Origin of the sequence: Sodalinema sp., from assembly GCF_046483825.1 — a bacterium.
In the GTDB taxonomy this organism is placed as follows: domain Bacteria; phylum Cyanobacteriota; class Cyanobacteriia; order Cyanobacteriales; family Geitlerinemataceae; genus Sodalinema.
Genome location: NZ_JAWOCL010000116.1, coordinates 1 through 13,882, shown reverse-complemented (window position 1 = coordinate 13,882; position 13,882 = coordinate 1). Strand labels below are relative to the sequence as shown.

Genomic DNA, 13,882 nt, shown 5'->3' with positions numbered 1-13,882 from the left:
GGAGTTCATTGAGATAAATCCGAGTGACGCGATCGCACTCTAGCAAGTCTTGGAACTGATGCAACTCAGGTCGTTCTGTGCGCCGTGTGGGATAGATGACCACCACCCGCCAGGGATGGGAAGGTCGATAGTGTCGCAGATAGAGGAACAGTTCCGCAAAGAGGCGGTAGTAGAGAGTATCATCGGCTTGGAATTGGACTTCTACTAGATACAGCGGTTGCTGGGGACTGTCACCGGTGGGTAGGAATAGACCATCAAGGCGAAAGGCCAGTTGTTTCACTTCCACGGAGGTGAACTGATACTCCTGGGCTTCATCACTCGGACGCTGGAGGAGGTCGAAGAGACTCCGAGGATATTGTTGGAAGATGCGGTAGAAGATGCTGTCAGTTTTCACAGACTTAATGGGGATTGACCGGTTGAAGTGATTGTATCTCCAAGTCCACCGCAACTCATCCAGACACCCGGTTTCTCTCGAACGGCTTGCCCGCAACCTTGCCGCCGCGATTCATCTACGCTTCAATCGAAGATTAGAAACGTAGGATTCTCGCGGTTCAGGCTAAAAAGGCCTCTTGATAAAAGCGGGTTTGTTTTAAATCCGTGATTTCAAACATTCGAGCAATCTCCTCGCGACTGGCGTTGGGAAGCTTATAAATAACAATGGTTTCAATCAGATCTCGTTGTAGCGGCGTGGCTGGGAAACGCTCCTGAGTCTGTTGAAACTCCTGGGCTTCATCACATCCGCCCAATCGAGGCAAAGGGAAGCACCTGTTGGGTCTTACTCAACCGCACCCCAGAAATATCGCCTTGGGCAAAAGCATAATCTTTATTCTGCCAGAGAGGGATATAAGGAACCTCAGCGGCGACAATCTCCTGTAACTCCACCAACAAACTCTCACGCCGCTGCGGGTCAGACGCTTCCCGTTGCGCTTGCAACAACTCATTGGCTAGAGGATCATAATAAAACGAGCCATGATATTGACTTTCCCCTAAGGTACAGCCTCCCTCCACAGACCCCTCTTGACATTCGAGAAACGGCTTAACGTAGTTATCCGCATCAAAGAAATCCGCATACCAGGACAAGACAAAGGTGGGATAAACCCCCTTATCTAAATACCCATAGGCTGTCGCCGCCTCAACACTCCGGGGTTCAACGGTCATTAACCCCTGCAAATCTCGCTCGGCAAATGCTTGTAAAATCGTGGCACTCAGACGGCCCGCCACGGAACTCGAGGGAAACCAGATCTCCACCACAAGAGGACTCTCAGGCGAAAACCCTGCCTCCCGCAACAGATCGGTAGCCCGGGCCACGTTACCATCGCCGTATTCCCTTTCAAATACTGGACGATGGGCCTCAAAGGCCGGGGGAAGCAAACTATAGAGGGGTTCGGCTTGACCGTAAAACACCCGCTCATTGAGCAGATCGCGATCCATCACCGCCGCTAAGGCCTGACGAACTTCAAGGCGGTCAAAGGGCGGTTGATTGACGTTTAAGACCAGATAGGAAATGGTGGTACTCTCGGCGGCGATGACTTGAAAGCCCTCGCTTGGGGCCAGTTCCTGGAGGCTATGGATTTGGTCGGGGTCGAGTTGTTGATAGGCCACATCCACCCCTCCAGTACGGAAGGCGTTATAGAGGTTGGATTGACTCGAAAACCGCCGCATATCAACGCCCTGGTTGTTCGGGGTCTGGCCCCAATAGTCTTCAAAGATGTCGAAGGCGACGGAATCACTGCCATAATCAGCCAGGCGGTAAGGGCCGGTTCCGACAAATTGGTTGGGTAGGAATTGTCCTTCGCCAATTTTATAGGTGGCGGGGGATATAGCACAAAGTCCAGGAAATGTCAATAAAGACGTGAAACCGGCGAAGGGATAGTTAAGGCTGAGGGTAAGTTCGTACTCGCCGCTGGCTTCAATCTTGTTGACTAAGTCTGCTAGCAGGAACGATGGCCGGCCGCGATTGTCACGGAAGCGGCGCAGGGAGAAGGCCATGGCGGCGGCGTTGAAGGGAGTTCCGTCATGGAAGAGGATATCGCGACGCAGGGGAATGCGGTAGGTGAGTTGATCCTCGCTGACGCTTGGCAGATCGCTGGCCAGTTTGGGGATGAGGCTGAGTTCTCCCTGGTCGTTTTGTTCGTAGCGATAGAGGGGTTCGCCGAGGTTGGCGATCGCCATCATGGAGGATTGTTCGTAGGCTTCGGCGGGATCGAGGGTCACGATTTGGGCGGTGGTTCCGAGGCGGATGCGATCGCCTCGGGAACTGACCGCGGCCCCCCCGTCGGTTTGACCGAGATCGCGACTCGACGGCTGACAACTCACTAAGATGACCAGACAACAACTCATCAAGGCCGCGATCGCCGCCCAACGTCTTCTCCAAACTCCTCTCATGCTGCCTGCCTCATCTGTCTTAGGACAACTCTCGATTGCCTGACTATCTTAACGGACAGCATTAACCAAAAAAATACCCCGAGTTTGAGATCGAGGAAGTCACATTACCGTCAAAGAAGAATAATCTTGCTCAACTTTTCTGTTTTAAAGGGATTTTAAGTTAAAATATCGGGCCGGAATAAAAAATCGACAGGCTGTCGTTTTAGCCAAGCTGAGGCAAGGGCCAACTGGATGGTCTTAACAGTTAAATCTGATAGGCGGCTGGGGAATCCAGCCTTAGTCAGAGATTTTGAGCCAACCTCGGCGCACGGCATGAAAGATACGGTTGAGGACATCTTCATCTTCAGAACTGAGGCTGTTACTGAGAACGACCGACTTCAGCGTTTGTCGCTCGGCGCGGGTGAGATGTCCGAGATTCCAAACTCGGGCAAACATTTCATCAAGGGGGATGCTTTGGTTGAAGGTTTGGGTCGTCATCATGGGGGCTATCACCTTAGTTCGATACTTCTAGTATCACCTTTAAATTTGCCTTTTACAGCGATCGCCTTCCCCATTTGAGACGATCTTCAACACGAATGTTTGTGATGAGTATCACTGTTGACCGGTTGAACTGGCAATTAACTCGCGGCTGAGAGTGGGTCAGACCCCCACGGGGTCAGACGTTCGCGGATCGCGGCGATCGCCTCGGTCCATTGTCCGCGCTGGGACTGACGAAATAACCGTAATGTGGGATACCAAGCACTGCGATCGCCCTGCAATCCCCAACGCCAATCCGGTGTCTGGGCCAACAACACCCAGGCCGGCTTCCCTAACGCTCCCGCCAGATGAGCCACGGCGGTATCGACGCTAATCACCAGATCCAGTTCCTGAATCATGGCGGCTGTATCCCAAAAGTCCCGTAACTGGGGCGCTAAATCAATGAGACGCGGCTCGGCGGCGATCGCCTCAGCGTCCTCGGGCCGAGGCGCTTTCTGCAAACTATAGAACTGAATCTGGGGCAAGTCCAACCAGCGTTGAAACTCCGCCCAGGAACAGGAGCGATCGCTATCTTTGCGATGCGTCGGACTCCCAGACCAAACTAACCCCACTTTTTTAGATCCGGCGGGAGCTTCGGGGAAACCGGGACGACAATGGGGACTGAGATGGAGATAGGGAACCTTGGCCGGAATGGTCTTCGCTGTGGTTTGGCGTAAATAGGGCAGACTCATCAGTAAAGCGTGAGCATCCCAAGCCGGAATGGGATCGTCAGTCGAGAAGAGGCGATCGCAGCCGGGGAGTCCCTGAAACAGCCGCAGTAACGGCGGCCGCACGCGCACCCAAACTCGCACCCCTTCGGCGGCTAATTCAGGCACATAGCGCACAAATTGAATCGCATCGCCAAAGCCTTGTTCAGCGAGTAATAGCAGGGTTTTGCCCCGTAATGACTCCCCCCGCCAGATTAAGTCGCCGCGAGGGAAGGTTTCGGCTAAATCCCGTCGGGAGGGACGGGCTTCATAATCGGCGAATCCCCGCTGAAAATCCCCCTGGAGCAAGCGCAACAGGGAGAGGGTACTGCGGGCCTCATGCCAATGGGGATCTCGCCCTAAGACGGCCTCAAAACAGGCGATCGCTGCCTCAATTTCCCCTAAATCCCAATGGATATGGCCTAAGCTAAACCACCATTGCGTTCCTGAGTCATCTAACGCCAAGGCCTGCTGATAGGCGGCTTTGGCTTCTGGTAACCCTTGGATTTGTTGCCAGGTGCGCCCGAGGTTGGCATATCCCGTCGCAAAGCGGGGATATTGCTTCAGTAGGGTCTGATAATGGGCGATCGCCTCGGACCACTCCCCTTGCTTAAAAGCGATACCTCCCAAGAGATTTAACACATCCAGACGCTGAGGCTGTTGGGCTAATAGGGTTTGGCAAATGGCGATGGCGCGATCGTACTGCTGCGCCTCGTAACAGGCCAAGGCCCTTTCAATGTCCATCACGTCGTTTTCATCCCCTCACGCTCACATCACCTCTCAAGCCACGGCCACTGAGGAATTGCTCCAATCGCTCCAGAGGAATCGCCCCAGTTGCAGAAAAATTTAGCATTCTTTATATGATTGCCCAAATCCTAGGATCCCCGGTTGAAGCAAGTAGCGTAGCAAACCCACACTAGGCGTTCAGCTCAGGCATCTACATCTAGAACGCTCTTTTGTTTTTGTTACTACTTAACATAAAATATAGGTATAAAACCTTAAAAAAAGCTATAAAAGCGCTTCAGAGAGAATGAACGCTATCAAGCTTTAATTTAAAAACCTTAAATCTTTCTAACATCAGCAGAGACATTAAGTTTAATGTTGCAACCCTTTCCATCCCCAGACACATCCCCCATAATGCAAACAACGAAAGAACGAGCGATCGCCGCCACCGGTTCCAAACGAGTCACCTCAACCGGCGTGGCGATCGCCGACCTCAAACAGAACTCAGTCAGTACTAAAGGAGAAAATCGGGTGAGATTAGCAGTATACGGAAAAGGCGGCATTGGTAAATCCACCACCAGTTGCAACATCTCAGTTGCCCTAGCGCGTCGCGGCAAAAAAGTCCTCCAAATTGGCTGTGACCCCAAACACGATAGTACCTTCACCCTAACGGGCTATCTCATTCCCACCATCATCGATACCCTGCAAGAAAAAGACTTCCATTACGAAGACATCTGGCCCGAAGACGTGATCTATAAAGGCTACGGCGGCGTTGACTGCGTTGAAGCTGGTGGCCCTCCAGCCGGTGCCGGTTGTGGCGGTTACGTCGTTGGTGAAACCGTCAAACTCCTCAAAGAACTCAACGCCTTTGACGAATACGACGTCATTCTCTTTGACGTTCTCGGCGACGTAGTCTGTGGAGGCTTTGCCGCTCCCCTCAACTACGCCGACTATGCCCTGATTGTCACGGACAACGGCTTTGACGCTCTCTTTGCTGCCAACCGCATCGCCGCTTCCGTGCGGGAAAAAGCCCGTACCCACCCCCTACGCCTCGCCGGATTGATCGGTAACCGCACCTCCAAACGGGATCTCATCGACAAATATATCGAGACCGTCCCCATGCCAGTTTTGGAAATCCTACCCCTGATCGAAGATATCCGCGTCTCCCGAGTCAAGGGCAAAACCCTATTTGAGATGACCGAAACCGACGCGGCCCTCAACTACGTCTGCGACTACTACCTCAACATTGCCGACCAAATCTTGGCCTTACCCGAAGGTGTCGTTCCCAAAGATGCCGCCGATCGCGACCTCTTCTCGCTGCTATCTGACTTCTACCTCAATCCTCAGCAGCCCCCGGCCACCGTGGATGCTGAACCCGACCTAATGATGGTTTAAATGATGGCTTAAATGACCGTGTGAAGGAACCGAGCCAGACTCGCAACTGATGTGAGTCTGGGTTGCGGCGGCGATCGCAGCCAATCCTGGCGCGAATGTCAACGACTATTACAGCTTGCAGGGATGAAGCACCCGAGTTGTCAGCTAGCCTAGTATGATTCAGTACAGGCAACGCCTAATGCCGTTTCAAGACGGAGTACCTTCGACTGAGGCGGATAGACTAGAAATGAACAACGCAGCAACTCCGGGGATAAATAAAAACCATGGCATTTTTCGATAGCTTTACCAGCGCTCTCAAAGAGAAGTGGTTGCAGTATTACCAAGCCAACCGCGAATGGCTCAACCTGCATATGCAGGTGGCTGCCGTCAAAACCCCCGATGGAGGTCGTCGTCCTCCGTCTTACTTCATCATTGGTTCCCTCAACGGAATCGAACCGAAGCTGGCCCAACTGATGTTGCCCTTTTCTCGGCTCAATCCCGATCCTGACACCTTAATCGAAGTGATCGGGCTCAACTTTGACCCTGACATTGCCCTCGGGTTAGATCCCGAGACTGACGTTCCCTCCCAAGGATCGGCCCCTTCCGTCGAGGAGACTGAAGACGACCCTTTTGGTGAGTCGGAAACTGGGGATTTCACCGCTGCTGGCGTGGCGGCGAGTAGCCTAGTTTCCGACGACCCCCAACCCCCTGCGATCGCAGAAACGCCCGAACCGGTGGCTGAACCCGAGCCGGAACCCGAAGCCGAGGCGATCGTCGGAGTCGCCGCCGTCGCCGCCGTCGAAGAGGAAGACGAAGAGGATTTAAGTATCCTTGAGGACGAAGAGGATGACTCCCCTGACGAGACCCCAGAAGCGATGATTCTCGACAGTGGCTCAGAGGAGAGTGAGTTCGAGGAGAGTGACTCAGAGGAGTCGGACTCCTCAAGCGAAGCGCCCGTCCCTGACGCGCCTGAAGCCGATGACGCCCTCGACCTCCTCGGAGAACCTGAAGCCAGTTCCGACGCTCAGGAGAACGACGAAGACCTCGATCCCTTTGCCGGATTGTCTGAAGAACCCGTCGATCTCGAAACTCCCATCGAAGATAGCCGTGATGCTAGCGACGATGAGAGCGGCGACGACATGGACTTGTCAGCCTTTACGGGTGACGAGACTGCCGAGGACTCCTCAAGCGAGGACAGCGATGATCTCGATCTCGATGCCTTTGCCGCCGATGACTCCGCCGAGGACTCCAACAGCGAGGCGGGAGAGAGTGATGACATCGATCTGTCAGCCTTTGCTGAGGACGAGCCTGAAAGTGATGACATGGATCTCGATGCCTTTGCCGCCGATGACGACGGTAGCGAGGGGTCTGACGACATGGATCTCGATGCTTTCGGTGGCGACGAGGACTCCTCCGACGATGATCTCGATCTCGGGGCCTTAGCCAGCGATGAGGGTGACGAGGACTCCTCCGACGATGACATGGATTTATCAGCCTTCGCGGCAGAGGACTCCTCCGATGATGGCGACGACGGACTCGACCTCGAGGCCTTCGGCGATGACGAGGACTCCTCCGATGATGACATGGACTTATCGGCCTTCGGCGATGACGAGGACTCCTCCGATGATGCTATGGACTTATCGGCCTTCGGCGATGACGAGGACTCCTCCGATGATGACGATGACGGACTCGATCTTGGGGCCTTCGGCGACGATGATGACGAGGACTCCTCCGATGATGATAATGGCTTCGACCTGGCTGCCTTTGGTGGCGATGACGAGGATTCGGGCTTAGGAGATCTCGGCGATGATGACGAACTCGACGAAGCCGCGTTTGGGGCGTTGATGGAAGATGACGACGACGAGGAAGATCCTGAAATCTCCAACTTGTTGTCAGATCTCGAATAACACGACTGACCACCCCTGATATTAGGAGAACTGTTCCATGACTGTTGCTGCACAACCCAATGCACAACCCAATGCACTCAACTTTGAGTGTGAAACCGGGAACTATCACACCTTTTGCCCGATTAGCTGTGTCGCCTGGCTCTATCAGAAAATCGAAGATAGCTTTTTTCTGGTGATTGGTACGAAAACTTGTGGCTATTTTCTGCAAAATGCCATGGGTGTGATGATTTTTGCCGAGCCGCGTTATGCGATGGCGGAACTCGAAGAAGGGGATGTTTCGGCTCAGCTCAATGATTACGAAGAGTTGAAACGGTTGTGCCAACAAATTAAGCGCGATCGCAACCCCAGTGTCATTGTTTGGATTGGCACCTGTACCACGGAAATCATCAAGATGGACTTGGAAGGGTTAGCCCCCAAACTTGAGGCCGAAATTGGCATCCCCATCGTCACGGCTCGGGCCAATGGGTTGGACTATGCCTTCACCCAAGGGGAAGACACGGTGTTAGCAGCCATGGCACAACGCTGTCCAAATCAGCGGGTGGAGTCAGAAAAAACTGAACGCAACGCCATCAAGCGTCTACTTGATTTCGGTCGCAAGGATGAGGAGGAGACGACAACATCGGAGTATGTTGACCATCCTCCTCTAACCTTGTTTGGGTCTCTCCCAGACCCAGTGGTGACTCAGTTGAGTCTGGAACTGAAAAAACAAGGGATTCAAGTCTCGGGAATGTTACCGGCTAAACGCTATACGGAACTCCCTCCACTGGTGGAAGGAGACTATGTTTGTGGCGTCAATCCCTTTCTAAGTCGCACGGCGACCACCCTCATGCGTCGCCGCAAATGTAAACTCATTGGTGCGCCGTTCCCCATCGGTCCTGATGGAACTCGCGCTTGGGTTGAGAAAATTTGCTCGGTGTTCGGCATTGAACCACAGGGGTTAGAGGAACGGGAGCAAAAAATTTGGGAAAGTGTCGAAGAGTATGTGGCCCTGTTGCGGGGTAAATCGGTCTTCTTTATGGGAGATAATTTGCTCGAAATCTCCTTGGCACGCTTTTTAACTCGTTGCGGGATGACGGTTCAGGAAATTGGCATTCCCTATATGGATAAGCGCTACCAGAAGGCGGAATTGGAGTTCTTGGCGAAAACCTGCGATGAGATGGGGGTTCCCTATCCGACGATTGTGGAGAAGCCGGATAATTACAATCAACTGCAACGGATTAAGGAGTCAAATCCTGATTTGGTGATTACGGGTATGGCTCATGCGAATCCGTTAGAGGCCCGTGGAATTAGTACGAAGTGGTCGGTTGAGTTTACCTTTGCTCAGATTCATGGTTTCGCCAATACTCGCGATTTATTGGAGTTGGCCACTCGTCCGCTACGTCGCAATGACAATCTCAAGCATTTGGGTTGGGAGAAGTTAGTCCAGGAAGATGCCCAGGTTTAGGGCTGTTGTGAGACGGTGACGTGAGACGGTGACTCACAACAGCCGTTTAGCGAGTCCCATCTCCCCAAGGGCGATCCCCCACGGGGTCGTCCTCTTGCCTCTTGCCTCTTGCCTTCTTTACAAATGTTTGATTTTTGTTGTTAAAGTCTGAACTAGGAGTTGCGATCGCTCAATTTTTGGTTTATATTAAGTCTCTTAGAACCCCAATGTTACCCCTGGGAACTTTGCGATCGCACCCCCAGCGCAGCGTGAGCGCAATGTGAAATCAACCTCTCTTGTACTTGTCAATAAAATTTAAAAAAAATTAACTCAACATGGCACAGGATCGCAACCGAACGGCTGTAATCACGGGCGCATCTTCCGGCGTCGGACTCTACACCGCAAAAGCCCTAACGTCTCGGGATGATTGGCATGTCGTCATGGCTTGTCGTAATCTCGAAAAAGCCGAAGCCGCCGCCAAAGACGTGGGACTTCCTGAAGGAAGTTACACCATTATGCACATTGACCTCGGCTCTCTAGCCAGTGTGCGCCAGTTTGTGACCAATTTCCGCAGTCTCAATCGTCCTCTGGATGCGTTGGTTTGTAATGCGGCGATTTATATGCCTTTGATCAAAGAACCGCTGCGATCGCCCGAAGGCTACGAACTGACGATGACCACCAACCATCTCGGTCATTTCCTCCTTTGTAACGTCATGATCGAGGACATGAAGCGATCGACCTACGAAGACCGACGCATGGTGATTCTCGGAACCGTCACCCATAACCCCGACGAACTCGGTGGAAAAATTCCCCCGCGTCCCGACTTGGGCAACTTTGAAGGCTTTGAAAAAGGCTTCACCGGTCCCGTCACCATGGCCGACGGGAAAGACTTTGAACCGGTCAAAGCCTACAAAGACAGCAAAGTCTGTAACGTACTAACCATGCGGGAACTGCATCGGCGCTATCACGACGAAACCGGTATCACCTTCACCTCTCTCTATCCCGGTTGCGTGGCCGACACCCCCCTCTTCCGCAACCACTATCCCCTCTTCCAAAAAATCTTCCCCATCTTCCAAAAGTACATCACCAAAGGCTATGTCTCCCAGGAACTCTCCGGGGAACGGGTGGCCGCTGTGGTGGCTGACCCCGAATATGGCCAATCTGGGGCCTACTGGAGTTGGGGAAACCGCCAGAAAAAAGACCGCAAATCTTTCGTTCAAAAAGTCTCTCCCCAAGCGCGAGATGACGAACGAGGTGAGCGGATGTGGGATTTAAGTATGAAACTGGTGGGATTGGCGTAGGGAGATAGCCAGCGCAACTAGAAGCAAGACCGAGGAATCGATCAGGTCGGTCCTCGGTCTTTTTTGATACTCGGCGATCGCAGTACTTATTCTTCTTCGTTCTGGCCTTTATCGTTCTTGTCGCTGGCGTTGTCATTCTCCGCATCCTCGGGAGAATTACCGTTTTGACCGATACTATTCGAGGAAACCATAGCGCCCATGGCTAACTCTTGACGGACTTTTTCCTCAACCGTCTTGGCAAACTCAGGGTTTTCCAACAGATATTTGACCGAGTTATCTCGCCCCTGGCCAATGTTGTCCCCATCGTAGCTATACCAAGCCCCACGGCGCTTAATAATCCCAGTTTCTTCAGCGAGATCTAACAAACATCCCACCTGGGAGATGCCGTGACCAAAGAGAATATCAAACTCAGCAATACGGAACGGCGGCGCAATTTTATTTTTAGCCACCTTAACCTTGGCGCGAATCCCATATTCATCAGAGCCTTTTTTCAAAGTTTGGATGCGGCGAATATCCAGACGCACCGAACAGTAGAACTTGAGCGCATTTCCGCCGGTGGTCGTTTCTGGGCTACCGTAGCTAATGCCGATTTTTTGCCGTAACTGGTTGAGGAAAATGACCGTACAGCCGGATTTGCCGATATTTCCGGTAATTTTGCGCAGGGCCTGACTCATCAGTCGCGCCTGTAGGCCCACATGGATATCCCCCATATCGCCTTCAATCTCGGCGCGGGGAACCAACGCCGCCACCGAGTCGATAACCACTAAATCCACCGCAACTGATCGCACCAGTTGGTCGACAATCTCTAACCCCATTTCGCCGGTGTCGGGTTGCGAGACTAAGAGATTTTCAATATCAACCCCCAACGCGGCGGCGTAGGTGGGATCGAGGGCGTGTTCAGCATCGACAAAGGCTGCAATTCCGCCGGCTTTCTGAGTTTCGGCGATCGCATGAAGGGCGACGGTGGTTTTCCCGGAACTCTCGGGACCGTAGATTTCGATGACACGCCCTTTCGGGAGGCCACCGCCGAGGGCCAAGTCGAGGGTTAAGGCACCACTGGGAATCGTCTCAACGCGCATCCGCGTCGAATCGCCTAACCGCAGAATCGCCCCTTTACCAAAGGAGCGCTCAATCTGGTTAAGCACCATGTCTAACGCTTTCTGCTTTTCGGAGTTCTGAGTGATAGGAGTCGCCATACTTGCCTCAATGTTCGATGAATTGACTAATTGACCCGCTTCCGGGCCAGGGAGGAACCGTCAACGGGGACGGTTACAGAGTAGAACCTGTAGCGTTGCTGGAGAACGACAAGATATTAAGAGCGGATCTGAAAATTGCGATCGTCGGGGTTTGCAGCAGATACATCATTTTAGTACAGAATCTCTGTTGGAACGGTCATGGGGCAACGGTCAGCCAAGTCAAGGGCAAAAGACCTTACACTAGAAGCCTGACGAGAACGATTGTGCCGGGATTTGCGGTACCCACTTTAATGTATGCACCCTAGTGATTTGCTTGTTCCTGAGGGAAGTTTGACTGTGGCCGGGGTCACGGATTATATCCAATCCCTCCTCGACGATAATCCCCAATTACGCCCAGTTTGGGTGGTGGGAGAGGTTTCGAGTTGTAAAACCCATCCCTCGGGGTTGTTCTTTACTCTGCGCGATCGCCAGGATGATTCTATTCTCAATGGGGTGATCTGGAAAAGTCAGGTGGCGAAGCTGTCAACACCCCCGAAGCTGGGGGAGTTGGTGGTAGTTGGGGGGACCATTCGGCTGTTTCGGGGTCGTGGTGAGTATAAACTGTATGGTTTTCAGGTGTTGGCCCTCGGCGCGGGGATGCAGGCCCTACAGCATCAACAACTGCGTAATCGTCTCATGGCTGAGGGTCTGTTTGACCCGAGACGTAAACGGCCTCTCCCCCCACATCCCAACACCATCGCGGTCGTCACCTCCCCTCAAGCGGCGGCCTGGGGAGATATCCAAAGTACCTTACGCCAGCGCTATCCGGGCCTTCAGGTGCTGTTGTCTCCGACGGGGGTTCAGGGCGATCGCGCGGCGGCCAGTATTGAACGGGCGATCGCGCGGGTGGTGGCCGACGGACGGGCGGAGTTGGTGATTCTCGCTCGTGGCGGCGGTTCAGCGGAAGATTTAGCGGTGTTTAATGATGAGCGGGTGGTGCGGGCCGTGGCCCTATGTCCCTGTCCCGTCATTACCGGAATTGGTCATCAGCGGGATGAATCCCTGGCAGACTTAGCCGCTGATTTTGTTGCCGAAACCCCGACGGCGGCGGCGAAACGGGCGGTTCCTGAACTTGAGAGTCTGATTGAGGCCCACCGCGATCGCCAACAACGGTTAGAAGAGGTGATGATTACCTATCTCGGGGGGGTGCGATCGCATCTGCATCAGCTACGTCAGCGCCTCGATATTACCCCGATTCAGCGTCAACTCAACCAAGAACGGCAAAAACTTCAGCAACTCAAACAGCGCCTGATTAACGCCAGCCAGCAACGCTTACAGCAATCCCAACAACGACATCAGTTTCTGCAAGAACGTCTCACCACCATCAACCCGCAAATCGTCTTAGATCGCGGTTACGCCGTGATACGTAACGCACAAGGTGAGATTGTCCGTTCGAGTCAGGATCTGCGACCTGGACGAGTTTTGTCCGTGAAACTGGCCCAAGGATGGGTTAAGGTAAAAATCACCTCCACTGGCAGCGAGGGACCCGCACCCTTCAGCCAATCCTAATCTCTGCCCATCCCTGACTCTCTAGTCTCCCGTCAATTTCCCATGACTCACCCTTGGAACTACGAAGCCACCGTCGAAGAAATCGAGAGTATCATTCAGAAAATCGAATCGGGACAACTCGACTTAGAAGATGTCTTCGATAAATTTGCTGTCGCCGCCGAACATCTCCAAGACTGTGAGCAATTTCTCGGGCAAAAGCAGCAGCAACTTGATATCTTAATTGAAACCCTGAGCGACCAGTAAGGGCGTATGTTCACCGATAGCCCGCATTTCAAAGGCTTAAATTCCTGGTTTCATCCCCATTTAGGTTTACTTCAGGCGGTGAACGACTCGGTTTCTTCTCCATTCTATCAACAATCCTTAACCCTTCGCGACCAAGTCTTACGACAACCTTTGGGCTTATCCATTGGGGAAGAAAACTTAGAACCTGAAACCCATCATGGTCATTTTGGCATCATTCAATTTTCAGAGAAACTTGGCTCATTACTGGCTTGTGTGGGAACCGCGATCGCCTGCAAAATTGCCACCAACAGACTAAACCCGATTCCCACCAGTAAACTTCACCAAAACGCCGGGACTGTGAGGATATCTCGGGGTTTCACCACCCCACTGTTAGCCTTGAAAAACCGAACCGGCGACTGAGGAGAAACAAAGAAAAGGGTAATCCGTACATCTAAGGGTTCTGGTAAGCCATTACAAGAGACGTTGCGACTTTACAAAAGGCTTTAGATAATCCGCCGCATCAAAATTGTTAACCCTCAGTCAAATCGAGCAACCCTCGCTTTTTCAATCACATCAAAAT

General features: G+C 52.8%; 12 protein-coding genes and 1 pseudogene. 7 read left to right on the top strand and 6 right to left on the bottom strand.

Annotated features, from left to right (window positions below; genetic code table 11):
- From R6U67_RS07355 to R6U67_RS07335, 5 genes and pseudogenes are all read right to left on the bottom strand, one after another.
- On the bottom strand, positions 1-394 hold a 394-nt coding region (locus R6U67_RS07355), incomplete at its 3' end, for an Rpn family recombination-promoting nuclease/putative transposase (RefSeq protein ID WP_410251937.1).
- 166 nt (positions 395-560) lie between these two features.
- Positions 561-725, bottom strand: a pseudogene (locus R6U67_RS07350) (DUF2887 domain-containing protein); the annotation flags it as partial.
- Between the two features lie 7 nt (positions 726-732).
- The gene (locus R6U67_RS07345; RefSeq protein ID WP_410251936.1) at positions 733-2,385 is read right to left on the bottom strand and encodes an ABC transporter substrate-binding protein; all 1,653 of its coding nucleotides are present in this window, start codon (positions 2,383-2,385) and stop codon (positions 733-735) included.
- A 276-nt stretch (positions 2,386-2,661) separates the two neighbouring features.
- A complete protein-coding gene (locus R6U67_RS07340) occupies positions 2,662-2,865 on the bottom strand; it encodes a hypothetical protein (protein WP_410251935.1) in 204 nt (67 codons plus the stop codon).
- 137 nt (positions 2,866-3,002) lie between these two features.
- Positions 3,003-4,352 (bottom strand): tetratricopeptide repeat protein, encoded by a 1,350-nt coding sequence (locus tag R6U67_RS07335; RefSeq protein ID WP_410251938.1) that lies wholly within the window; start codon positions 4,350-4,352, stop codon positions 3,003-3,005.
- A gap of 510 nt (positions 4,353-4,862) precedes the next feature.
- On the opposite strand from R6U67_RS07335, the gene bchL reads away from it, so the two are divergent.
- The 4 genes from bchL (at position 4,863) to R6U67_RS07315 (ending at position 10,336) form a co-directional block, all read left to right on the top strand.
- On the top strand, positions 4,863-5,726 hold the full coding sequence (gene bchL, locus R6U67_RS07330) for a ferredoxin:protochlorophyllide reductase (ATP-dependent) iron-sulfur ATP-binding protein (protein WP_068788852.1): 864 nt from the start codon (positions 4,863-4,865) through the stop codon (positions 5,724-5,726).
- Between the two features lie 263 nt (positions 5,727-5,989).
- Positions 5,990-7,612: a DUF5331 domain-containing protein gene (locus tag R6U67_RS07325; RefSeq protein WP_410251934.1), complete on the top strand. Its 1,623-nt coding sequence runs from the start codon at positions 5,990-5,992 to the stop codon at positions 7,610-7,612.
- A 37-nt stretch (positions 7,613-7,649) separates the two neighbouring features.
- Complete coding sequence (locus R6U67_RS07320; RefSeq protein WP_410251933.1) at positions 7,650-9,056, top strand: ferredoxin:protochlorophyllide reductase (ATP-dependent) subunit N; 1,407 nt, start codon at positions 7,650-7,652, stop codon at positions 9,054-9,056.
- A 314-nt stretch (positions 9,057-9,370) separates the two neighbouring features.
- Entirely contained in the window at positions 9,371-10,336 is a 966-nt protein-coding gene (locus tag R6U67_RS07315; protein WP_087705298.1) for a protochlorophyllide reductase, read from the top strand.
- Positions 10,337-10,422: 86 nt separating this feature from the next.
- On the opposite strand, the gene recA is transcribed toward R6U67_RS07315, so the two are convergent.
- Positions 10,423-11,532, bottom strand: coding sequence for a recombinase RecA (recA, locus tag R6U67_RS07310; protein ID WP_410251932.1), 1,110 nt, complete (start codon positions 11,530-11,532; stop codon positions 10,423-10,425).
- Between the two features lie 294 nt (positions 11,533-11,826).
- Here recA and xseA point away from each other — a divergent pair, with 294 nt between their 5' ends.
- From xseA to R6U67_RS07295, 3 genes are read left to right on the top strand one after another with little or no spacing between them, the layout of a single operon-like run.
- Positions 11,827-13,080 (top strand): exodeoxyribonuclease VII large subunit, encoded by a 1,254-nt coding sequence (xseA, locus tag R6U67_RS07305; protein ID WP_410251931.1) that lies wholly within the window; start codon positions 11,827-11,829, stop codon positions 13,078-13,080.
- A 42-nt stretch (positions 13,081-13,122) separates the two neighbouring features.
- The gene (xseB, locus tag R6U67_RS07300; RefSeq protein ID WP_410251930.1) at positions 13,123-13,323 is read left to right on the top strand and encodes an exodeoxyribonuclease VII small subunit; all 201 of its coding nucleotides are present in this window, start codon (positions 13,123-13,125) and stop codon (positions 13,321-13,323) included.
- Positions 13,324-13,329: 6 nt separating this feature from the next.
- Entirely contained in the window at positions 13,330-13,722 is a 393-nt protein-coding gene (locus tag R6U67_RS07295; protein ID WP_410251929.1) for a hypothetical protein, read from the top strand.
- Positions 13,723-13,882 lie beyond the last annotated feature (160 nt).